The organism is Rhizobium sp. WSM4643 (assembly GCF_025152745.1).
In the GTDB taxonomy this organism is placed as follows: domain Bacteria; phylum Pseudomonadota; class Alphaproteobacteria; order Rhizobiales; family Rhizobiaceae; genus Rhizobium; species Rhizobium leguminosarum_I.
Window position 1 is genome coordinate 3,102,188 of the sequence record NZ_CP104040.1, and the last position, 21,604, is coordinate 3,123,791.

Sequence of the window (21,604 nt, forward strand, 5' to 3'; positions counted from 1 at the left end):
CATGTGCGGCGGTTCAATTCTGAAAACGGCCTATCCCGCGGCGGCCATCTCGATGATGCAATCGAGTAAGGTCGCCGCGACCGGATCGGCCCCAGGGGGTTCGCGCATCAGGCCGAAGGTCGTAGCCACGATACGACCTGAGCCGACCCGCCGTTCGGCAATGGTCGCGCAGGGCTTGTGAATCCAGCCCGCCATCGTGCCGGCATGGACCAGCCCGTCGAAATGGATCGGCCGGAAGCCGGTGATGACGCGGTTGGGGTTGACGCCGACAAAGGATAGGTCGGTGAGCGGGCCGCCCGGCAGACGTTCAAATACCCCGGAACGCTTCACCCAGCTGAAGCCGGTGACCCAGTTGCCCTTCCAGATGGTGCCGTTGCGATCGGTGACGCGCATCTGCGGCATGGGCTGCCCGCGATCGCCTCCGCTCGGATAATTCCAGTTTGGCTGGTCGTTGCGCAGATTGCCAAACGACAGGGGCGCAACATCGGCCAGCGACACGTAATGGGCGCCATGCTCCATGGCATCGATATCGGCCTGGCTCAATGTCGACACAACCCGCACCTGCGCCTTGTCGGCGTTTACGACCTCATAACCAAGGGAGGTCAGATATTGCGCGATCTCGGGCTCTGCGGACGAAACCGAAAGCACAGGCTTGGACCGACGGGCATAGACGTTGATATCGAGGCTGTTGCGCGCCAACTCCTTATCGCCGGTGGTCAGCGTGAACTGGACACTGACCTGGTTGCCGGCTTTTTCTGCGGCGAAGGATAGATCAATTGCCGGCAGGCGGCACACTGACGTCGCATCCACCGCTTCGACCGCCATCTTGCCAGCAGCTGCGCCATCGACACTCCAGCCCAGTTCGGTCGCTGGCAGTGCCTTGCCGCCCGTCGAGATTTCGAGCTCGATGCTGGCCGTGTTGCCCGCCCAGACCGCATAGCGCTGCATGCGCGGCACGATGACCACGTCGGTGTTAATCTCGTGGAAACGGTTGTGATAGGCGCGCGTATTGCGCTCCATGTCCATGAGGCCATTGGCTTCCCAGTGCAGATCGGTCAGCTCGGTGATGACATAGCCCTGGATCGAGGCATGGCGGCGCATTTCTTCGATCTCGAACTTGAGGGCATTGAACTGATGCCATTGCGTGTCCTCGATGAAGGAGCCGAAGGACTGAAAAACCTTGTCGAACTGAAAGGTGCGGAAGCGCTGCTCGACACCATGCGGATAGGTCGCACCTCCGCTGTCCCACTCCAGTCCGTTGCTGAACCAGAACGGCTCCTTGCCGTCCTGCAGCAGCTTGTCTGGATGCGGCAGGCCCCAGACGCCGAACTCGGAGACGACGAGCGGCTCGTCGCCGCGCCGTTTCGCGTCGCCGTTCGGCGAATAAGACCAGTCGGGCCGCTTGGCGAAGGCCGAAACCCAATCGGCCCACTCGCGCGCCATTTCCGGAACCGAGGCATAATAGTGGTAATCGTCGATGTCGGAGACGACATGGAAGTTTGGAATGCAGGCGGAATTGTCCACCACCAGCCGTGTCGGGTCCTTCTTTTTCAGCCAATGGTAGGCGTTGTCCAGCCAGTTTCGCTGATCGGCGCTTTCGACAAGACGCGTCCCCCAGTCTTCGTTGATGATGGTCCAGATCACGATAGAGGGATGGTTGCCGTCGCGGCGCAGGATCCCTTCCATCGTATCGAGCAGGCGCTGCGCCGACTTCTCGGTGAACGTCTGGACGTTGGGGATTTCCGTCCAGACCAGCAGGCCAAAGCGGTCAGCTACATCATAGTAGCGCGGATCGGGAACCTTGATATGGCAGCGCAGGAGGTTGAGGCCGAGTTCCTTCGATTTACGCGCCTGGTCTTCCAGAAATTCCAGTGACGGCGGGGTGTAGATGCCCTCGGGATAGTAATCCTGATCCAGCGCGCCGCGCATATAGAATGGCTGGCCGTTCAGGAAAAACTTTCCATCTCGCGCTTCAAACGTCCGAAAGCCGAAATCCTGGACGTCGGCATCGATGACGACGTCGCCCTGACGCAGTTCGACAACAGCCCGGTAAAGCGCGGGATCATCGAGCGACCAGGCCTCCACCTTGGCGACCTTGAGCGCGACCGAGGCGTGTGCCGCGCCGCTGAGAGCAAGCTCGGCGGACGCCGCCACTGCGCCATTGCGGTCGAGAAGCCTAATGTTCAACGCACCAGTGAAGGCCGCGGCCAGTTCGACATCAACCGTCACGCCGCCGGTGGAGAGGTCGGCGCGAATGCCCTGGTGAGCGATATGCGCCTCAGCGCGGCACTCAAGCCAGACCGACTGCCAGATGCCGCCCAACATACCGTACCAGCTCTGCTTGCCGTGCGGGATTTCATCGAATGGAAAGGCGGGGAAAGCCTGTCCGTCAGAACTCGGCAGCGTGACCCGTACGTCAAGACGCATTTCACCGCCCAGCAGATCGGCGGGGATGACAAATTCAAACGGCAGATAGCCGCCTTCGTGAGAGCCAAGGCGCCTGCCATTGACCGATACTTCGGCGAAATAGTTCACCGCGCCGAAATGCACGATCACCTGACGACCTTGCCACTTCTGCGGCACGGTAAGCTTGCGCGAATAAGTTGCGACGCCCGCAGCGGCGCGTAGATTCGGAAATTGCGCCTGCCAAGGAGCGGGCACGGCAATCGTCGCGGGCTCGTGTCCCTCCAGCTGAAAGTCCCAGGTGCCGTCAAGAGACAGGCGCGCACGCGGCCCGGAATGGGTGTCGGCGAAACGGCGGGAGGCGATGGTCATGAGCCGCAAGCTTTCCAGTTGGATGCAGTCACAAAATAAGTTACAGGTAGGTTTCGTAACTTAAAAATGTAACTCCCGCAAGCCCGCCGCTTCACATTGTCCGTTAGATTTTCTAACGTGCATGCCAACTGTTTGAGAGAGAAACTGCGTGAACGACAAAATAACGAAACGACCGACAATGTCCGACATCGCTGCAAAGGTCGGCGTTTCGCACGCGACGGTTTCACTAGTGCTGAACGAGGCGCCCGGCAAGCGCGTTTCCGAGAAGATGCGCAGTCATGTGCTGGCTGTGGCCGAGGAGCTTGGCTATCAGAAGACCACGCCCGTCAATGGCCCGATCGGCGGCATCATCGTGCTTTTGATCGACGATCTGATGGCTTCGCATCACGCCGCGCCGCTGATTGAAGGCGTGCGTGAGGCAGCAGAAGAACGGGGCTTGGCGGCGATCACCGTCGTTACCGGAGGACAGGTCGAATTCGCAGAGGTCATTCTCGATTATCTGGGCCGGCGTCAGATCGTCGGAGTGGTCTACGCCACCCTCATCACCCAGTTGGCGCCAGTGCTGCCCTCCAAACTTGCCAACTACCCCACCGTGCTCTTGAACTGCCATCAGCAGCGGGCCGAGTTCTCGTCGATCATTCCTGGCGATCTTGCCGGCGGTTTTGCGGCGACGGAGACACTAATCAAGGCCGGACATCGCCGCATAGCCATGATCGACGCGGGCAAGGAGCGGCTTGAAGCGTCCCGAGATCGTTTAAGCGGTTACCGCCAGGCGCTTACCACCTACGATATCGCGGTGGATCCAGAGCTGATTGTGTCCGGCGCCTGGTCGCTCGACCTCGGGCGCGAGAAAATGCTGCAGTTGCTCGACCTGCCGTGCCCGCCGACTGCGGTATTCTGTTTTTCAGACCGGGTGGCAATGGGTGCCTATGATGCAATCAGAATAAGAGGCTTGAAAATCCCCGAAGACATTTCCGTCGTCGGCTTCGATGATGACAGCCTTGCCCGAAAAATCCTGCCGCCACTCACCACGTTGAAACTGCCGCACGAGGAGATGGGCCAATGGGCGGTGGCTGAGCTTCTGGAAAAGGTGGCGCAGCCGAAGAGGACACCAGTGCGGCTGAAGATGGAATGCCAGTTAATCCTGCGCGCTTCCATCGCCCCGCCTCGTTAACGCAAGTGGGGATTCTTCGCGACTTGATGATCTAGCGATCGAGCACCGACCGGATCTCGACGAGGTTCGAGCGCACCCTCAGAATATAAAAGCCCATGGTGGCGAGATGGCTCGGCATGATCCAGCCGTCCTCGCGCCCGTTCGAGATGATCGCCGGCTGGATGCGGAGCGCCGCCTGGAACTGCCGCATGGTCCCGGCCCAGATCGTTCCGAGATTGCGTTCCGCCACCACCTGCGAGAAATCCGCCTGGGCGGCGGCCATGATCGCGTAGTAGCCATAGAGCTGGCCATAGGCGAACCAGAACCGGTCGTCGGCGCGTGTATCGAACCAGCCGCGATTGTGGTTTTCCGAGCGCTCGGCGAGCATGTCGGAGGTGCCGCCGAGATCGTTGGCAATGCGGTCGATAAACTGCATCAAATTGTCGGCGCGGCCGTCGAAAACAACATTGCAGAGGGCGAGATCGGTGTTGAACTTGCGCAGGCTGCCGATCGCCGAGCGGTAATAGGAAGGCGTCGGCGTCTTCGGCCCGAAGGGATTGAGCCCGAAATACCAGCTGTTTTCGTCAAACTGCAGATTGCCGCGCGCGCTCTGCAGGTCGTTGTTAATGCCCGATGTGCCGCGCACGCGTCCGAGCGTGTCGACAAGCTCCGCCGAAGTCCGCCGGACCGCCTGGTTGACGCCGCGCTGGAACGACGCCTTGTTGTCGAGGAAGGGCGTGTGATCCCAGTCGATGCCGAAGAAGCCCATCTTGTAGAGCAGCATGGAGGAGATCCATGCGTTCTGGTCGACATTGAAATCGGTCAGATCGGCCGCGACGTCGACAATCGCCGAGCGCTGGCAGGTCTTCGGCGCCGTCGCCGCCGCGCCGTCGGCCGCCGACACGTCCTGCCCGGCTGCGACCTTGCGTTCGGAAAGCCGGTACTGGTCGACGAAGGCGGGGTTGAAATTCGTCCAGACCTGCGTCTGCCAGAAGAAATAACCGTAGAGCACGACCAGCAGCGCCACGAACGCGATGACCGGCAGCCGGATCATCCAGCTCCGGCGCTGATACCAGCCGTGGGCGGCAAGAAGGGGCCAGAAAGCCCAGGCGGAAAACAGGCGGGCCCAGCGGCCGATCGTCTGGCCGATCAGCCTGAAAAAACCGGCTATCCGGTCAAGCATCGTCGTCTCCTGTCAGGCGAGGCGAACATCGGGACATTGCCGCCCCGCTGCATCCCACATATGCGCTCGATGGGCCGAGCACAACACGAGCCCTTCGATTTTTCGGAATGAAAGCATTGTGCAAGAGGCGTATTGCCCGCGCCCTGCCGGTCAGGAGCGCAGGAAAGGCAGGCGGAAGCGCAAGGACCTGCGCGCCGTATCAATCAGAGGCGCTCCCGACGTTTCCGACGGCGGTTCGGCATAGGTCGGAAACCTTCTTGTGAATTCGAGATCGGCGCGGCTCTTGCGCCGCTCCAGATCCTGGGCGACCAGCATGCCCTTCTCGAACAGCCTGATCGGCGTGGCGATATCGGGAAAGAGCTCCGGTTTGATCCTCGCCTTCATGCCCGGCCTGTCGGTATCGACCTGCGCCTGGTAGATGATCAGCCGCTCCTCGACGTCTATCAACAGCTTGCACAGCAGCACGTTGCAGGCGGCGATCCGGCCGTTCAGCGAATCGACAAAGGCCTGGAACAGGCCGATGAAGCGCTCGCGCCGCTGGCTGTCGTCTCGCATCTCGTGCTCTTCGGCGGAAATCCGCTCGGCCTCCGCCTTCAGCGCCCGCCGTTCCGCCTCCATCTGCTCCCAATGCGCCCTGTTGCCATAGACGCCGATCCGGCCCTGCGTCGTCAGCGCCTTCGCATTGAGCTCCTTCATCTTGAGGCGGGCGATATCGATGGAGACGACCAGCCGGCGCCGCTGCTCGACAATGTCGATAAGGTTGCGTTCGGCTGCCCTGTGCCGTTCGGTGAGCGAGGTGCGCTGGCCGGCGATCAGCCTGGCAAGCGCGTCCGATTTCCTCAAAAGTTCGAGCAGCCGCTCGATGACCGGCGCCTCGCGCACACGTTCGGTATACATGCGCCACATCCGCTGGCGCGACACCCAGCCGGCCATCTTCTCACGCAGCGTCAGCCCCCGGAAACTATCGAGATCGGCAGAAACCTCGGCCGTCAGCCGGTCAAGAGAAAAGACCAGTTCGGCCAGCTGGGCGTCGAGCGCCGCAGCGTCGGCGATATGGGCTTGGAAGCGGGCATTCTGTTCCAGGAAGACCTCGTCGGCCGACCGCGTTTCCTCGCCGCTGAAGGCGCCGATCGCCGCCACGCAATAGGCGCCCTCGGCCGCAATCCTCTCGGCAAAGCTGCCTGCAGCTTCGTACTGGCTATCGAATGGCGGGGGTTTGCGCACCTGATCTCTCCAGGGAATCTCCTGCTCAAGCTAGTCGCTTGCGGCGCTAAAGAAAACAGGCGGCGTCGCCGGCTTCAGACCGGCTCGGCGATCCAGGCTCCGTTCATCGCGTCGTCCCAATGCTTGCGGCACAGCGAGACATATTTCTCGTTGCCGCCGACATCGATCTGGGCGCCTTCGTGCAGTACTTTTCCATCCGCGCCGAGCCGCACAACCATCGTCGCCTTGCGCCCGCAATGGCAGATCGTGCGCACCTCGCGCATTTCGTCGGCGATCGCCAGCAGTTCCTGCGAGGCCGGAAACAGCTTGCCCTGGAAATCGGTTCTCAGCCCATAGACCATAACAGGGATACCGAGCCTGTCGACGACGCGGGCCAGCTGCCAGACATGGACAGGCGTCATGAAATGCGCCTCGTCGACGAAGACGCAGGAAATCGGCGCGCCTTCACCGCTCAGCGCCGCGACGAGCCGGAACAGATCCTCATGCGGCTCGAAGGGGATGGCGCTCGCCTCCAAGCCGATCCGCGAGCCGATGACGCCGCGGCCGGCGCGCTCGTCGAAGGCGGCGATCAGCTGCACCGTGCGCATGCCGCGCTCCTGATAATTGTAGGAGGCCTGCAGCAGCATCGTCGACTTGCCGGCGTTCATCGTCGAGTAGTTGAAATAGAGTTTTGCCATCCGATTTCTCCTTAATCGGCTTATTGAAAGCTCGGAATGGCAAAGAAAAGCCCTGAGAAAACGATAATCACAGGAATCCGGCTCGAAAACCGCCGAAAGCCCTAAAAGCGAGGCCTTGCGAAAAAATCCGCGGACGTCGCAATCGCATGGGTCGATACGGCGCAAACGCACTGAGGTCGCTTGTCAAACTCGGTTATTGATGGTTGGCTTGGGAACTCAAAGACTGGGAGTCTAAAATGAAAACAACAAGCACGTTCAAACTCGTTACCGCAACTGCCGTCGCCGCCCTCTCCGTTGCCTCCGCCGCCTTCGCTGCCGATCCCGACAGCTGCTCCACCGTTCATTTCTCGGACGTCGGCTGGACGGATATCACCGCCACCACCGCCACCGCATCCGTCGTCCTGAAGAGCATCGGCTATCAGACCGACATCAAGGTGCTCTCGGTGCCGGTCACCTACACCTCGCTGAAGAACAAAGACATAGACATCTTCCTCGGCAACTGGATGCCGACACAGGAAAAGGACGTCCGGCCCTATCTCGACGACAAGTCGGTCGAATCTTTCGGCCCCAACCTCGTCGGTGCCAAGTATACGCTCGCAACCAACGCCAAGGGTGCGGAACTCGGCATCAAGGACTTCAAGGACATCGCCGCTCATAAGGACGATCTCGACGGTAAGATCTATGGCATCGAGCCTGGCAATGACGGCAACCGCCTCGTCATGGACATGATCGAAAAGAACACCTTCGGCATGAAGGATCTGGAAGTCGTCGAATCCTCCGAGCAGGGCATGCTCGCCCAGGTCGCGCGCGCCGACAAAGCGGGCAAGCCCGTTGTCTTCCTCGGCTGGGAACCCCATCCGATGAACACTAACTTCAAGCTGACCTACCTCACAGGCGGTGACGATATCTTCGGTCCGGATTTCGGCGGCGCCAAGGTCTTCACCAATGTTCGTGCCGGTTATCTCGACGAATGCCCGAATGTCGGCACGATGCTGAAGAACCTGACGTTCTCCCTCGACATGGAGAACCACATCATGGGCAAAATCCTGAACGACGGCAAAGAGCCGGAGGCTGCAGCTTCCGAATGGCTGAAGGCGAACCCCGCAGCACTCGAGCCCTGGCTTAAGGGCGTCAAGACCCGCGACGGCAAGGGCGACGCTCTCGCGGCCGCCAAGACCGGCCTCGGCCTCTGACGATACGAACGGGGCGGCTCGCCGCCCCGTTTCATTTTTGTCCGATTGTTGTTTTTTGGATGGGCGCGCCCTTGAATTGGATCACCGAATTTAAGATTCCCATTGGCTCCTGGGCCAAATCCTTTGTGGACTGGCTGACCTCGAACGGCGAATGGTTCTTCAACCAGGTCGCCTTCCTGCTGTCGAGCGCCATAGACGGCCTGCTCTTCGTGCTGCAGAAGCCTCATCCGCTGATCGTCATCGCCGCCATCACCGCCATCGCCTTTTGGTTGCGCCGATCGATCGCGGTCGCGGTCTTCACCTGTCTTGGGCTGCTGCTCATCGTGAACCAGGACTATTGGAAGGAAACGACGGAGACGCTCGCCCTCGTGCTCGCCGCCACCTTCGTCTGCATGGTGATCGGCATTCCGCTCGGCATTGCCGCTGCCCGCCGCCCTTGGGTCTATGCGGCCATGCGCCCGGTGCTCGATCTCATGCAAACCATACCGACATTCGTTTATCTGATCCCGGCACTCATCTTGTTCGGCCTCGGCATGGTGCCGGGCCTGATCGCGACCGTCATCTTCGCAATCCCCGCCCCGATCCGGCTGACGCGCCTCGGCATCATCTCGACGCCGCCGTCGCTCGTCGAAGCCGCCGTCGCGTTCGGCGCGACGCCGATACAGGTGCTGCGCAAGATCGAGCTTCCCTTCGCCACGCCGCAAATCATGGCGGGTCTCACCCAGACCATCATGCTGTCGCTGTCGATGGTCGTCATCGCCGCCCTTGTCGGCGCTCCCGGGCTTGGCGTGCCCGTCGTTCGTGCGCTGAACACCGTCAATATCGCCAAGGGCTTCGAGGCGGGCTTCTGCATCGTCATCCTGGCAATCATTCTCGACCGGATGTTCCGCACGGCCGGTGAAGGAGGCGCTGCATGACCGCGGTAAACTTTAACAATGTCAGCATCATCTTCGGCGATCGGCCGGAAACCGCGCTTGCCATGGTCGATCAGGGCAAATCGCGAGACGAAATCGGCGCCGCGACCGGCTTGGTGCTCGGCGTCGCCGATGCCTCACTGACGATCGAGGAAGGCGAGATCCTGGTGCTGATGGGCCTTTCCGGCTCTGGCAAGTCGACGCTGCTGCGCGCCGTCAACGGGCTCGCTCCCGTGGTGCGCGGCGATGTTGCGGTCTCCACGACCACCGGCCCCGTCAACCCCTACAGATGCAATGCCAAGGCGCTGCGCGATTTGCGCACCCACACCGTCTCCATGGTGTTCCAGCAGTTCGCCCTTTTGCCTTGGCGCACGGTCGCCGAAAATGTCGGCTTCGGCCTCGAACTCGCCGGCATGCCGGAAGCCGAACGTAAGCTCCGCGTCGGCGAGCAGCTCGAACTGGTCAACCTGACGAAATGGGCAGGCCGCAAGGTCAACGAGCTTTCCGGCGGCATGCAGCAGCGTGTCGGCCTTGCCCGAGCCTTTGCCACCGGCGCCCCGATCCTGCTCATGGACGAGCCTTTCTCGGCGCTCGACCCATTGATCCGCACCCGCCTGCAGGACGAGCTCCTGGAGTTCCAGCGGCGGCTGAAGAAGACCATTCTTTTCGTCAGCCACGATCTCGACGAGGCCTTCCGCATCGGCAATCGCATCGCCATTATGGAGAGCGGCCGTATCATTCAGTGCGGAACGCCGCACGACATCGTCAAGAATCCCGCAGACCAGTATGTCGCCGATTTCGTGCAGAACCTCAATCCGATCAACATGCTGACTGCGGCCGACGTGATGCAGCCAGGCCTCGGCCAGACTGCCGCCGGCATGAGTGTCAGCGCTACAGCCCGTGCCGCGACGCCGCTGATCGATGTCCTCGACGCCCTGGCCCGCCAACCCGGCAGTATCGGCATCGTCGAGAACGGCGCGATTGTCGGTACCATCTCCGCCCAAGACATTGTCGCCGGCCTCACCCGCCATCGCCGCAAGCAGGAAGCTTGATGTTTTCGATCCGCTTTGCCACAAAGCGGATATGAAAGATCCGGCCTCACCCTTACGCGAAACCGACGACGATGCCCGCAAGCTCGCCCGCGTGCTTCTGCGCTCCGCCCGGCACGCGGCGATTGCCGTTCTCGACCCCGAGACCGGCTTTCCCTTTGCCAGTCGCGTGCTGGTCGCCACCGATATCGACGGCGCCCCCGTCATCCTCGTTTCGAAGCTATCGGCCCATACGAGGGCGCTTGCCAGAGACCCGCGCGCCTCGCTCCTGACCGGCGAGCCCGGCAAGGGCGATCCCCTCGCCTTTCCGCGTCTGACGACCCAGTGCCTGGCAGAACCCGTCGAGCGCAGCAGTGCATTCTACGAGCGTATCCGCACGCGTTTTCTCGCTCGCCACACCAAAGCGAAGCTTTATATCGACTTTCCTGATTTCCTGTTCTTCCGTCTTAAGCCGGAACAGGCCAGCCTCAATGGCGGCTTCGGCCGCGCCTACCAGCTCGATGGAAACGATCTCATAATCCAGTCGGCGGCGAATGAGGCAATCGCCACCGAGGCGGCAGAGACAGTGCGAGATTTAGTAGAACGCCATCCCGATGTCGCTGAAGCCCTCGCTATCAGGCTGAAGGCGCCGGAATCGGGTCCTTGGCGCATTTGTGGTATCGATTCCTCAGGTTTCGACATGATTTCCGGCGACTTGCTGCTGCGATACGAGTTCGAAACCCTCGCTGTGGATGCCGATCACATTTGTTCAAACATGACTAAAATAGCATACTCGATACCTTAAATTTAGGTATATACAATCTTCGAGCCCAGTTGCTAGTTTTTAGCGTCAGTCAAAATCCTGGCTGACGGCCTGTGCCAGCACGAATGATGTACGTTTCGCATTAGGAAGATAACATATGGAAACCTCCGATTTGGCCGATCACACGAACGTGGCGGCAGCTTTATTGTCGGCCATGGCAAACCCGAAAAGATTGCTGATCTTGTGTAGCCTCGTGAAGGGCGAAGTGGCCGTCGGCGTGCTTGCGACGCAGGTCGGCCTCAGCCAGTCGGCTCTCTCTCAGCACCTGTCGAAACTACGCGCTCAAAAACTGGTCAAGACCCGCCGAGACGCACAAACCATCTATTATTCGAGCAGCTCCGAGCCGGTCATGAAGATCCTGGCAACGCTCGAAGACATCTACCTCGTGCAGAAGAGAAACAGATCCGCCGCTTGATGATAGCGCTGACATGAATGTCGGCCGATGCCGTGCCGGAAGGGGATATTCCCGGAAGCCTGGCAACGATATTTCAGCACATGAACCTTATGGCACGACCGGCAAATCTTCCGATTTGCCGGTCGTGCCTTTGAGTGCCCTAATCTTTCAGTTCCTTACGCCGGCGGCGAAGGAATTGCAGCCCCATCGCGCTGAGGCGCTCGCCCGTGATCGATCGAAGCAAGTTGCGCCTCCTGTCAGGAGGAGCTTGCGGGACTTTTCCCGTTGACGCCTTGAGAAGCCCTGATAATTTGACCGGGCAGTAAAGATATGGGCGTGAAGCCCCGGGAAAGGGCCGCCAGCGGCCAGGAGAACAGCATGTCCAATCGCCTCAATGCACCGAACGATCTTCGCGCCTTCTGGATGCCGTTTACGGCAAATCGCCAGTTCAAGAAGGAGCCGCGTTTGTTCGTCGGCGCCAAGGACATGTACTATACGACCCATGACGGCCGTCAGGTGCTGGACGGCACGGCTGGCCTCTGGTGCGTCAACGCCGGCCACTGCCGCCCGAAGATCACCGAAGCGATCCGCGAGCAGGCCGGCGAGCTCGATTACGCGCCGGCCTTCCAGCTCGGCCATCCCAAGGCCTTCGAACTGGCGAACCGCCTGGTCGACATTGCCCCGGAAGGCCTGAACCACGTTCTCTACACCAATTCGGGTTCGGAATCCGTCGAGACGGCGCTCAAGGTGGCGCTCGCCTATCACCGCGTGAAGGGCAATGGATCACGCTTCCGCCTGATTGGCCGCGAGCGCGGCTATCATGGCGTCAATTTCGGCGGCATCTCCGTCGGCGGCATCGTCACCAACCGCAAGATGTTCGGCACACTTCTGACCGGCGTCGATCACATGCCGCACACCCACCAGCCCGGCAAAAACAACTTCACTCGCGGCGAGCCCGAGCATGGCGGCGACATCGCTACCGAACTCGAGCGTATCGTCACCTTGCATGACGCCTCCACCGTCGCCGCCGTCATCGTCGAGCCGGTGGCGGGTTCCACCGGCGTCTTGATCCCGCCCAAGGGCTACCTGCAAAAGCTGCGCGAGATCTGCACCAAGCATGGCATCCTTCTGATCTTCGACGAGGTCATCACCGGCTTCGGCCGCCTCGGCGCTCCCTTCGCCGCGCAATATTACGACGTCAAGCCCGACATGATCACCGCCGCCAAGGGGCTGACCAACGGTGTCATTCCGATGGGCGCGGTCTTCGTTACCTCCGAGATCCATGATGCCTTCATGAACGGCCCGGAACATATGATCGAGTTCTTCCACGGCTACACCTATTCCGGCAACCCGATCGCCTCCGCCGCCGCGCTCGCCACGCTCGACACCTACAAGGAGGAAGGCCTGCTGACGCGCGCCGCCGAGCTTTCCGACTACTGGGCCGACGCGCTGCATTCGCTGAAGGACTGCCCCAATGTCATCGACATCCGGAACACCGGCCTGATCGGCGCGATCGAACTCGACCCGATCGCCGGCGAGCCCACCAAGCGCGCCTTCACCGCTTTCCTGAAAGCTTATGAAAGCGGCCTGCTGATCCGCACCACCGGCGATATCATCGCGCTCTCACCGCCGCTGATCATCGAGAAGCACCATATCGACGAGCTCTTCGGCAAGCTGCGAGCCATCCTGCAGAACAACGTCTGAGAAAGCTCTGAGGCTTCCAGCAACGGGGCCTGCGGCGGGCCTCCTGCATAATTCCTTAAGTCGGAATCTATTTAAGGATAAAATTGTACGGCAATTGAAAGTGTTACAGCGTCCTTTGCGCGCCTGAAAAGACGCGCGGCGCTGTAAGCCCACGCGGGCCCTTTTGTTGCGAAGCCAGATAGATTTCAGCTGACCGCGGCGACGGAAAGGCAGAGGGCGAATTTCTTCAGGAGCCGGTGATCGAATTGCCCTTCGCTGCCAAGCATCCATTTCAGTGATTGGCTCGCGCTCCATGGCGCCTTGTACGGCCGCACGGAGGTCACGGCGTCATAGACGTCGCAAATCGCAGCAAGACGAGCATGGAAGCTCACCTGCGCCTCGGAAAGCCTGCGCGGATAGCCCTTGCCATCGATACGCTCATGATGGTTGAGGCAGACGTCGAGAACGATCTCCGACATGCCTTGCTGGCGCGACAGGATTGCATGCCCCTTTTCCGGATGATCGCGGATCATTTTGATCTCGTCCTCGTCCAGGCGCCCTTCCTTGTTGAGTATCTCGAGCGGAATTTCGAGCTTGCCGACGTCGTGCAGCAATCCTGCCGTGCCGAGCATCTGCACGGTAGTCTCGTCAAGTCCGAGATGACGGCCGAACAGGATCATCAGCGCGCTCACCGAAAGGGAATGCAGAAACGTTGCCTCGTCCTTGGATTTCAGACGCGTAACGCTGAGAAAGACAGTGGGATTGTCATCAATCGACTTGGAGACAGAGGAAATCACCGGCGCCACCTGATCGACGCTGATGCCATCGCCATGCTGGAGCCGGCTGAAAACGCTTTCCAGCACCTGCACGGATTTCTGGATGGTCTCGCGTGCCGCCTTGGTGTCGATCTCGATATTGCCGCCTGGCAGGCCGTCGATGTCGAGGCCTCTGCTGGTGTTAATGACAACACCTTCAATACCGCTCTTGCGAAGTTTCAGGGCATCGGCTTCACGGCGCAGCAGAAATCTTCGCTTGGACAGAAGAGGGTCATGCCATGCACCCTCGATCGCCTCCACAAACATTCCGTTGCGCACCTGTCTGGCTTCGATACGCTTCAGCATCCAGATCTCTGTTCCTGAAATATCTCTCTGTTTATGACCGTTCTTTTGCATCGCAGCAATATATGCGGGAACAATGGTTCTACTCTAATTGGTAGAATCAAGTGTTAATCTCAAAACAGAATTCGAATATTCGGAAAGACCAAGCGAGCTTCCGCGAAATGCAGCAGGTTCATCGGCGCACCGCGATTGTGCGGGTACCGCCACCCTCGAAACAATCACCAGACGGCGCCAAAATTGACGATTTTGGCAAGATTTCGTGTCGGATCGAGCCGATTTTCGTTCCATTTTGTTATCAACTTGCGCAATCTCACCAAAATTCCTAGAAATCTTGTCGCTGCACCACTCGAGCCAAATATGGCCGGAGGGTGCATTGATCGCGCCGATATCGATCGTTCTTGGCACGGCTCCTGGGCCGTTGAACGATCCGGAAAAGCCGGCGCGACGTTCATCGCGGGTCGCATGACCCCATCCAAGGAGACAGACAATGACCCTCAAGACATTGACGGCGACCCTCGTCGCGTCACTCGCCTTTGCGCCGCTTGCCCATGCCGATATCACCATCGGCCTGATCGCGCCGCTGACCGGCCCCGTCGCCGCCTATGGCGATCAGGTGAAGAACGGCGCTCAGACGGCCGTCGACGAGATCAACAAGAAGGGCGGGATTCTCGGAGAGAAGGTCGTTCTCGAGCTGGCCGACGATGCCGGCGAACCGAAGCAGGGCGTTTCCGCCGCCAACAAGGTCGTCGGCGACGGCATCCGCTTCGTCGTCGGCCCGGTAACCTCGGGCGTCGCCATTCCCGTTTCGGACGTGCTTGCTGAAAACGGCGTGCTGATGGTTACCCCGACCGCGACGGCCCCCGACCTGACCAAGCGCGGTCTCACCAACGTGCTGCGCACCTGCGGCCGCGACGACCAGCAGGCAGAAGTCGCCGCCAAATATGTGCTGAAGAATTTCAAGGACAAGCGCGTCGCCATCGTCAACGACAAGGGCGCCTACGGCAAGGGCCTCGCCGATGCCTTCAAGGCGACGCTGAACGCCGGCGGCATCACCGAAGTCGTCAATGACGCGATCACGCCTGGTGACAAGGATTTCAGCGCGCTCACCACCCGCATCAAGTCCGAGAAGGTCGACGTGGTCTATTTCGGCGGCTACCACCCGGAAGGCGGCTTGCTCGCCCGCCAATTGCATGACCTCGCCGCCAACGCGACGATCATCGGCGGCGATGGCCTCTCCAACACCGAATTCTGGGCAATCGGCACGGATGCGGCAGCAGGCACGATCTTCACCAACGCTTCGGACGCCACCAAGAGCCCGGATTCCAAGGCCGCAGCCGACGCGCTCGCCGCCAAGAAGATCCCGGCCGAGGCCTTCACGCTGAACGCCTATGCCGCCGTCGAGGTGCTGAAGGCCGGCATCGAGAAGGCCGGCAGTGCCGAGGATGCGGAAGCCGTCGCGACTGCGCTGAAGGACGGCAAGGAGATCCCGACTGCCATCGGCAAGGTCACCTACGGCGAGACCGGCGACCTGACCTCGCAGAGCTTCTCGCTCTACAAGTGGGAAGCCGGCAAGATCGTCGCCGCCGAATAAACCATCGCTGACCGTCGAAGACCGGGCGCCCCTACGGCGCCCGGTTTCGTTTTGCGGCACTCGCTTGTGGCGGCAGATCGGTTATAAGTTTCGGAATCGGTTGTAATGTGAGCAATGCCATGACCACCAAGCTCGAACGTCTCATCGACCAAGGCGTCGGCCGCGTGCCGGCCGATATCGTGCTGAAGGGTGGCCGTTTCTTCAATCTGGTCACCGGCGAACTCGTCCTGTCGGACATTGCCATCGGCGCCGATCGCATCGTCGGAACCTCAGGTAGCTACGAAGGTGAAACCGAGATCGATATATCGGGCAGGATCGTCGTTCCCGGCTTCATCGACACGCATCTGCATATCGAATCTTCGCTCGTCACACCCCATGAATTCGATCGCTGCGTTCTGCCTTATGGTGTCACCACTGCGATCTGCGATCCGCACGAAATCGCCAATGTGCTGGGAACCGCCGGCATCGAATTCTTTCTCGAATCGGCGCTGGAGACGATCATGGACATCCGCGTCCAGCTCTCTTCTTGCGTGCCGGCGACGCATCTCGAAACCTCCGGCGCCGACTTGCCGATCGAGCGCCTCCTGCCCTTCCGCCACCATCCGAAGGTCATCGGCCTTGCCGAATTCATGAATTTTCCCGGCGTGATCCACAAGGATCCCGTCTGCATGGCCAAGCTCGACGCCTTCCAGGGCGGCCATATCGACGGTCATGCGCCGCTACTGTCCGGCAACGACCTCAACGGTTACCTCGCCGCCGGTATCCGAACCGAGCATGAATGCACGAATGCCGGCGAAGCGATGGAGAAGATCCGCAAGGGCATGCACATCCTCGTGCGCGAGGGTTCGGTATCCAAGGATCTCGCGGCGCTGATACCCATTATCACCGAGCGGCTTTCACCCTTCCTCGCGCTCTGTACCGACGACCGCAATCCGCTCGACATCGCCGAACAGGGCCATCTCGATCATATGATCCGCACAGCCATCGGAAGCGGCGTCGAGGCCCTGGCGATTTACCGCGCCGCCTCGATTTCGGCTGCCCGCGCCTTCGGTCTGAGGGACCGCGGCCTGGTCGCGCCGGGCTGGCGCGCCGATCTGGTGGTACTCGACAGCCTGGAAAGCTGCCGCGCCGACATGGTCTTTTCCGCCGGCCGCCGCGTCACCGATGCGCTCTTTTCCTCGCGCCGACCGGTTGCCCCGATCGGCCTCGACAGCGTCAAGGCCCGACCCGTCAACGCCGCCCATTTCGGCGTCCCGGTCGCCGAGGGCGAGACGCCTGTCATCGGTGTACTGCCGGGCAAGATCATCACCGAGCATCGCCGCTATCGCCTGCCCGTCAGGGGCAACGAGACGGCGATCGATCTTGCCAACGATATCATCAAGGTCGCCGTCATCGAGCGCCACGGCAAGAACGGCAACCACGCCAACGGCTTCGTCCAGGGCTTCGGCCTGAAGAAGGGCGCGATCGCCTCGACCGTCGGCCATGATAGCCACAATATCTGCGTCGTCGGCGTCAGCGAGGACGACATGGCGCGCGCCGCAAACCGCCTCGGCGAGATCAAGGGTGGCTTCGTGGTCGTCGAAGACGGCAAGGTCACCGGCGAAATCGCCCTGCCTATCGCCGGTCTTATGAGCCTTGAGCCCTACGAGACTGTCCGCGATACGCTGCACCATCTGCGAAAAGCCGCCTTGGCGCTGGGCGCCACGCTGGAAGAACCCTTCCTCCAACTCGCTTTCCTGCCGCTGCCGGTCATCCCGCACCTGAAGATATCCGACCGCGGCATGGTGGACGTGGGCAAGTTCGCGCTGATTGGGTGACGGCATCCTTGGCAAGTTCCGCGACAGCGCTTATTTTGCGGTAACGTTGGAGCCGATCATGACGAAGCTGGAACAGATTGAAAAAATCGTTACCGAACTCGATAAGTACGAGTTCGAAGCCTTTTCGGCGTGGTTTGAAGCCCTTCAAGCCGAACGCTGGGACAGGCAGATGGAAGCGGACGCAGCGAGTGGCAAACTCGATCATCTCGCCGAGAAAGCCTTTACCGATTTTCGTGCCGGAAAGACAAGACGGCTTTGAAGCACCACGCCACTCCCGCTTTCTGGGAGGCCTATGACTGCTTGCCTGAGCAGATACGGAAGTTGGCCGGCGGAAACTTCGATTTGCTCAACAAGATCCCAGGCATCCCTCCTTGCATTTCAAGCGCGTCGGCCGCTTCTGGTCGGCGCGCGTCGGCACATCCTGGAGAGCTTTAGCCGTCAGGGATGGAGATGACATCATCTGGTTTTGGATCGGCTCGCATGCAGATTACGATAAGCTTCCGAAATAGCCGTCAAACCCGCGCGCAGAACCCGTCCAGCGCAGCAAGCTTCACCAGCCCCGCGTCAGCCACCGCCTCGAAGCCCGGCATTTCAAGCGGTTCCCCGAGCACCAGGCCATCAGGCAGGCGGAATTCCGCCGGTTTGCGCGTCAGGTTGAAAACGAAGAGCAGTCTTTCTCCGCCCTTTTCGCGGGTGAAGGCGAGCAGATCCTGGTTGGTGCCAATGAAGGTCATGTCGCCGTCGATCAACGCCGGATGGCTCCTCCGGAATGCAAGCGTCCTGCGGTAGTGATGCAGCACCGAGCTGTCGCTCGCTTCCTGCGTATCCACGGAAAGTGCTGCCTGCTCGTAAGGCACCGGCAGCCAGCTCTTCTCGGCCGAGGTGAAGCCTGCATGCGCCTTGCCGGCTTCCCAAGGCATCGGAGTGCGGCATCCGTCTCGGCCCTTGAAGGCCGGCCAGAAGCGGATGCCGTAGGGGTCGCGCAGATCCTCGAAGGCAAGCTCCGCCTCCGGCAGGCCGAGCTCCTCGCCCTGATAAAGGCAGATCGAACCGCGCAGCGCCGCAAGCACCGAGATCGCCAGCTTGGCGATGACAGACCGCTCTTCCTCCGTTCGCGCGAAACGGCTGACATGGCGCATGACGTCGTGGTTGGAAAAAGCCCAGCAGACCCAGCCGTCCGTGACGGCCTTCTGGAAGGCCTCGACGCAGCCGCGAATATGCTCGGCGGTGAAATCCGGCCCGAGGAGATCGAATGTGTAGCACATGTGCAGCTTGTCGCCGCCACTCGTATAGGCGCCAACCGTCTTCAGCGAACGCGCCCCATCGCCGACTTCGCCGACGGTCGTACGATCTTCGTACTGATCGAGCAGCGCCCGGAAGCGCTTGAGAAAATCGACATTTTCCGGCTGCGTCTTGTCATAGAGGTGGTTCTGCATGCCGTAGGGGTTGGTGTCGGGCGCATCGAGGCCGCCGTCGCTGGTATCGGGCTCATGCGGCGGATTGCTTCGGAGCTGCTTGTCGCAGAAATAATAGTTGACCGTATCCAGCCGGAAGCCGTCGACGCCGCGGTCGAGCCAGAACTTCACCGTCTCCAGCACCGCCTCCTGCACGTCTGCGCTGTGGAAATTGAGGTCGGGCTGCGAGGTCAGGAAATTGTGTTGGTAATATTGCCGGCGCACACCGTCCCATTCCCAGCCCGGCCCGCCGAAGATCGACAGCCAGTTGTTCGGCGCCGTACCATCGGGCTTCGGATCGGCCCAGACATACCAGTCGGCCTTCGGGTTGGTCCGGCTCGATCGGCTCTCGACGAACCAGGGATGCCGGTCGGAGGTGTGCGAGATCACCTGGTCGATCACGACCTTGATGCCGAGCCTATGCGCTTCGGCCATCATCTCGTCGAAATCATCAAGCGTCCCGAAGATCGGATCGACGTCGCAATAATCGGAAACGTCGTAGCCCATGTCGGCCATCGGCGACTTGAAGAAGGGCGAGAGCCAGATCGCGTCGACGCCGAGGCTGGCTATATGCGGCAGCCGGCGGGTGATTCCCCTGAGATCGCCGAGCCCATCGCTGTTGGTGTCCTGAAACGAGCGCGGATAGACCTGATAGATCACCGCGCCGCGCCACCAGTCCGCACTCCCGCCTGCCTGCAATGCCATCGGCTACATCTCCTGCCTCGTTTGCGCTCGCCACACTAAAGCGGACGAAACAAAAGACAACCATGTGAAGCCTTTATGAAGGCCCTGCGAAGGCAGCGGCGGGTCGTCGCGATCCGACAAGAGGGAGCCGTATATAGGCTTGTCCACAACCCGTTTATACCCTCCGGATTTGGGGTTGCAACGCGAAGCCGTTGCGATAATGTGCGCACTGACCTGCACGTAAGAGGTCAAACACCGGGAACAAATGTCTAATAAAGGCGCAAAGCCTAGAAAGGTGGACCCACCATGAACCATTTCGGGAAAAAATTTCTCGCCTCTGCAATGCTTGGCACATTGCTGGCGTTTTCGGCCCATGCGGCCACGCTCAACATTCACAATGGTGGCGACCCGCAGTCGCTCGATCCGCAGAAGCTTTCCGGCGACTGGGAGAACCGTATCGCCGGCGACATTTTCGAAGGTCTTGTCACCGAGGACGCGAAGGACAATCCGGTCCCCGGTCAGGCTGAAAGCTGGACGATTTCGCCTGACGGCAAGGTCTACACCTTCAAGCTTCGCGACGGAATCAAGTGGTCCGATGGCCAGCCGGTAACGGCAGGAGACTTCGTCTTCGCCTTCCAGCGCCTCGTCGACCCGAAGAATGCCGCCGATTATGCCTATCTGCAGTTCACCATCAAGAACGCGGAAAAGATCAACAAGGGTGAGATCACCGATCTCAACCAGCTTGGCGTCAAGGCGATCGACGACAAGACGCTCGAAATCACACTTGAAAATGCCACCCCTTATTTCCTCAATGCCCTGATGCATTACACTGCCTATCCGCTGCCGAAGCATGTTGTCGAGGCGAAGGGCCAGGATTGGGTCAAGATCGGCAACATCGTCACCAACGGCCCCTACAAGCCGGTCGAATGGGTTCCGGGCTCGCATGTCACTACAGTCAAGAATGATCAGTGGTATGACACCAAGGACCTGAAGATCGACGGCGCGAAGTTCTTCGTGCTTGAAGACCAGGAAGCCGCGCTGAAACGCTACCGCGCCGGCGAATTCGATATCCTCACCGATTTCCCGACCGACCAATACGAATGGATGAAGAAGAACCTGCCTGGCCAGGCGCATGTCGCCCCCTTCTCCGGCCTCTACTATTACGTCGTCAACTCGCAGAAACCGCCCTTCAGCGACAAGCGCGTCCGCCAGGCACTGTCCATGGCGATCAACCGTGAAGTCATCGGCCCGCAGATCCTCGGCACCGGCGAACTGCCGGCCTATTCATGGGTTCCGCCGGGCACGGCGAATTACGGCGAGCCGGCCTATGTCAGCTGGAAGGACCTGCCCTATAGCGAGAAGGTCGCCGAAGCCAAGAAGCTTCTGACCGAAGCCGGTTTCGGCCCGGACAAGCCGCTGCACGCCGTGCTGAGCTACAACACCAACGACAACCACAAGCGCATCGCCGTCGCCATCGCCTCCATGTGGAAGCCGCTCGGCGTCGATGTCGAGCTCGTCAACGCCGAAACCAAGGTGCATTACGACCAGATGCAGCGTGGCCAGGTCGAAATCGGCCGCGCCGGCTGGCTCGCCGACTACAACGACCCGGACAACTTCCTGAACCTCCTGGTGACAGGCGTGCAGATGAACTACGGCCGCTGGTCCAATCCCGAGTACGACAAGATGATCAAGGAAGGCAACGCCGAGACGGATCTCACCAAGCGTGCCGCGATCTTCAAGAAGGCCGAACAGTTGGCGCTCGATGAGTCCGCCGCCCTGCCGATCTACTACTACGTCTCGAAGAATGTCGTTTCGCCGAAGATCGAAGGCTTCGTCGACAACATTCAGGACATCCACCGCACCCGCTGGCTGTCGATGAAAGAGTAAGGGAAA

At 60.5% G+C, this 21,604-nt stretch carries 18 protein-coding genes; 12 read left to right on the forward strand and 6 right to left on the reverse strand.

Translation table 11 applies throughout. The annotated features are described in order from the left end of the window. Nucleotides 1-30 precede the first annotated feature (30 nt). Nucleotides 31-2,775 (reverse strand): glycoside hydrolase family 2 protein, encoded by a 2,745-nt coding sequence (locus tag N1937_RS15620; protein ID WP_260056516.1) that lies wholly within the window; start codon nt 2,773-2,775, stop codon nt 31-33. A gap of 229 nt (nt 2,776-3,004) precedes the next feature. On the opposite strand from N1937_RS15620, the gene N1937_RS15625 reads away from it, so the two are divergent. Further along, nucleotides 3,005-3,949, forward strand: coding sequence for a LacI family DNA-binding transcriptional regulator (locus tag N1937_RS15625; protein ID WP_260056517.1), 945 nt, complete (start codon nt 3,005-3,007; stop codon nt 3,947-3,949). A gap of 31 nt (nt 3,950-3,980) precedes the next feature. Here N1937_RS15625 and N1937_RS15630 read toward each other — a convergent pair whose 3' ends face one another. From N1937_RS15630 to N1937_RS15640, 3 genes are all read right to left on the reverse strand, one after another. Continuing rightward, nucleotides 3,981-5,111 (reverse strand): DUF2333 family protein, encoded by a 1,131-nt coding sequence (locus N1937_RS15630; RefSeq protein WP_170260639.1) that lies wholly within the window; start codon nt 5,109-5,111, stop codon nt 3,981-3,983. Nucleotides 5,112-5,261: 150 nt separating this feature from the next. Further along, nucleotides 5,262-6,335, reverse strand: a complete 1,074-nt coding sequence (locus tag N1937_RS15635; protein ID WP_170276311.1) for a hypothetical protein — start codon at nt 6,333-6,335, stop codon at nt 5,262-5,264. A gap of 74 nt (nt 6,336-6,409) precedes the next feature. Continuing rightward, a complete protein-coding gene (locus N1937_RS15640; RefSeq protein ID WP_260056518.1) occupies nt 6,410-7,012 on the reverse strand; it encodes a thymidine kinase in 603 nt (200 codons plus the stop codon). 236 nt (nt 7,013-7,248) lie between these two features. On the opposite strand from N1937_RS15640, the gene N1937_RS15645 reads away from it, so the two are divergent. The 6 genes from N1937_RS15645 (at nt 7,249) to N1937_RS15670 (ending at nt 13,068) form a co-directional block, all read left to right on the forward strand. Next, the gene (locus tag N1937_RS15645) at nt 7,249-8,205 is read left to right on the forward strand and encodes a choline ABC transporter substrate-binding protein (protein ID WP_170276310.1); all 957 of its coding nucleotides are present in this window, start codon (nt 7,249-7,251) and stop codon (nt 8,203-8,205) included. 71 nt (nt 8,206-8,276) lie between these two features. Then, a complete protein-coding gene (gene choW, locus N1937_RS15650) occupies nt 8,277-9,122 on the forward strand; it encodes a choline ABC transporter permease subunit (RefSeq protein ID WP_064247862.1) in 846 nt (281 codons plus the stop codon). Continuing rightward, the gene (gene choV / locus N1937_RS15655; RefSeq protein WP_017965389.1) at nt 9,119-10,171 is read left to right on the forward strand and encodes a choline ABC transporter ATP-binding protein; all 1,053 of its coding nucleotides are present in this window, start codon (nt 9,119-9,121) and stop codon (nt 10,169-10,171) included. The genes choW and choV overlap by 4 nt, the downstream gene beginning before the upstream one ends. Nucleotides 10,172-10,202: 31 nt before the next feature. Then, nucleotides 10,203-10,952: a HugZ family pyridoxamine 5'-phosphate oxidase gene (locus N1937_RS15660; RefSeq protein WP_260056519.1), complete on the forward strand. Its 750-nt coding sequence runs from the start codon at nt 10,203-10,205 to the stop codon at nt 10,950-10,952. Between the two features lie 115 nt (nt 10,953-11,067). Continuing rightward, nucleotides 11,068-11,385 (forward strand): ArsR/SmtB family transcription factor, encoded by a 318-nt coding sequence (locus N1937_RS15665; RefSeq protein ID WP_017965391.1) that lies wholly within the window; start codon nt 11,068-11,070, stop codon nt 11,383-11,385. Nucleotides 11,386-11,742: 357 nt separating this feature from the next. Next, entirely contained in the window at nt 11,743-13,068 is a 1,326-nt protein-coding gene (locus N1937_RS15670; protein ID WP_260056520.1) for an aspartate aminotransferase family protein, read from the forward strand. Between the two features lie 185 nt (nt 13,069-13,253). On the opposite strand, the gene N1937_RS15675 is transcribed toward N1937_RS15670, so the two are convergent. Continuing rightward, nucleotides 13,254-14,168, reverse strand: coding sequence for an HD-GYP domain-containing protein (locus N1937_RS15675; RefSeq protein WP_170254733.1), 915 nt, complete (start codon nt 14,166-14,168; stop codon nt 13,254-13,256). Between the two features lie 484 nt (nt 14,169-14,652). Here N1937_RS15675 and N1937_RS15680 point away from each other — a divergent pair, with 484 nt between their 5' ends. The 4 genes from N1937_RS15680 to N1937_RS31565 all read left to right on the forward strand — a co-directional run bounded on the left by N1937_RS15680 (nt 14,653) and on the right by N1937_RS31565 (nt 18,082). Next, entirely contained in the window at nt 14,653-15,756 is a 1,104-nt protein-coding gene (locus N1937_RS15680) for a branched-chain amino acid ABC transporter substrate-binding protein (RefSeq protein ID WP_170260636.1), read from the forward strand. A 119-nt stretch (nt 15,757-15,875) separates the two neighbouring features. Beyond that, nucleotides 15,876-17,573: an adenine deaminase gene (ade, locus tag N1937_RS15685; protein ID WP_170254729.1), complete on the forward strand. Its 1,698-nt coding sequence runs from the start codon at nt 15,876-15,878 to the stop codon at nt 17,571-17,573. Between the two features lie 58 nt (nt 17,574-17,631). Beyond that, nucleotides 17,632-17,832: a hypothetical protein gene (locus N1937_RS15690; RefSeq protein ID WP_170254727.1), complete on the forward strand. Its 201-nt coding sequence runs from the start codon at nt 17,632-17,634 to the stop codon at nt 17,830-17,832. Nucleotides 17,833-17,944: 112 nt separating this feature from the next. Then, the gene (locus N1937_RS31565; RefSeq protein ID WP_017965398.1) at nt 17,945-18,082 is read left to right on the forward strand and encodes a ParE family toxin-like protein; all 138 of its coding nucleotides are present in this window, start codon (nt 17,945-17,947) and stop codon (nt 18,080-18,082) included. 3 nt (nt 18,083-18,085) lie between these two features. On the opposite strand, the gene bglA is transcribed toward N1937_RS31565, so the two are convergent. Next, a complete protein-coding gene (bglA, locus tag N1937_RS15700; RefSeq protein WP_017965399.1) occupies nt 18,086-19,732 on the reverse strand; it encodes a beta-galactosidase BglA in 1,647 nt (548 codons plus the stop codon). Nucleotides 19,733-20,017: 285 nt separating this feature from the next. Here bglA and N1937_RS15705 point away from each other — a divergent pair, with 285 nt between their 5' ends. Beyond that, nucleotides 20,018-21,598, forward strand: coding sequence for a peptide ABC transporter substrate-binding protein (locus N1937_RS15705; RefSeq protein ID WP_017965400.1), 1,581 nt, complete (start codon nt 20,018-20,020; stop codon nt 21,596-21,598). The last annotated feature ends 6 nt before the right edge of the window (nt 21,599-21,604 follow it).

What these genes read in the sequence shown, in the direction of transcription:
- N1937_RS15675 (WP_170254733.1), bottom strand. Translation starts at nt 14,168, where the DNA reads ATGCTGAAGCGTATCGAAGCCAGACAGGTGCGCAACGGAATGTTTGTG.
- N1937_RS15665 (WP_017965391.1), top strand. Translation starts at nt 11,068, where the DNA reads ATGGAAACCTCCGATTTGGCCGATCACACGAACGTGGCGGCAGCTTTA.
- choV (WP_017965389.1), top strand. Translation starts at nt 9,119, where the DNA reads ATGACCGCGGTAAACTTTAACAATGTCAGCATCATCTTCGGCGATCGG.
- N1937_RS15705 (WP_017965400.1), top strand. Translation starts at nt 20,018, where the DNA reads ATGAACCATTTCGGGAAAAAATTTCTCGCCTCTGCAATGCTTGGCACA.
- N1937_RS15645 (WP_170276310.1), top strand. Translation starts at nt 7,249, where the DNA reads ATGAAAACAACAAGCACGTTCAAACTCGTTACCGCAACTGCCGTCGCC.
- N1937_RS15670 (WP_260056520.1), top strand. Translation starts at nt 11,743, where the DNA reads ATGTCCAATCGCCTCAATGCACCGAACGATCTTCGCGCCTTCTGGATG.
- bglA (WP_017965399.1), bottom strand. Translation starts at nt 19,732, where the DNA reads ATGGCATTGCAGGCAGGCGGGAGTGCGGACTGGTGGCGCGGCGCGGTG.
- N1937_RS15630 (WP_170260639.1), bottom strand. Translation starts at nt 5,111, where the DNA reads ATGCTTGACCGGATAGCCGGTTTTTTCAGGCTGATCGGCCAGACGATC.
- N1937_RS15640 (WP_260056518.1), bottom strand. Translation starts at nt 7,012, where the DNA reads ATGGCAAAACTCTATTTCAACTACTCGACGATGAACGCCGGCAAGTCG.
- N1937_RS15690 (WP_170254727.1), top strand. Translation starts at nt 17,632, where the DNA reads ATGACGAAGCTGGAACAGATTGAAAAAATCGTTACCGAACTCGATAAG.
- N1937_RS15620 (WP_260056516.1), bottom strand. Translation starts at nt 2,775, where the DNA reads ATGACCATCGCCTCCCGCCGTTTCGCCGACACCCATTCCGGGCCGCGT.
- N1937_RS15680 (WP_170260636.1), top strand. Translation starts at nt 14,653, where the DNA reads ATGACCCTCAAGACATTGACGGCGACCCTCGTCGCGTCACTCGCCTTT.
- ade (WP_170254729.1), top strand. Translation starts at nt 15,876, where the DNA reads ATGACCACCAAGCTCGAACGTCTCATCGACCAAGGCGTCGGCCGCGTG.
- N1937_RS15660 (WP_260056519.1), top strand. Translation starts at nt 10,203, where the DNA reads ATGAAAGATCCGGCCTCACCCTTACGCGAAACCGACGACGATGCCCGC.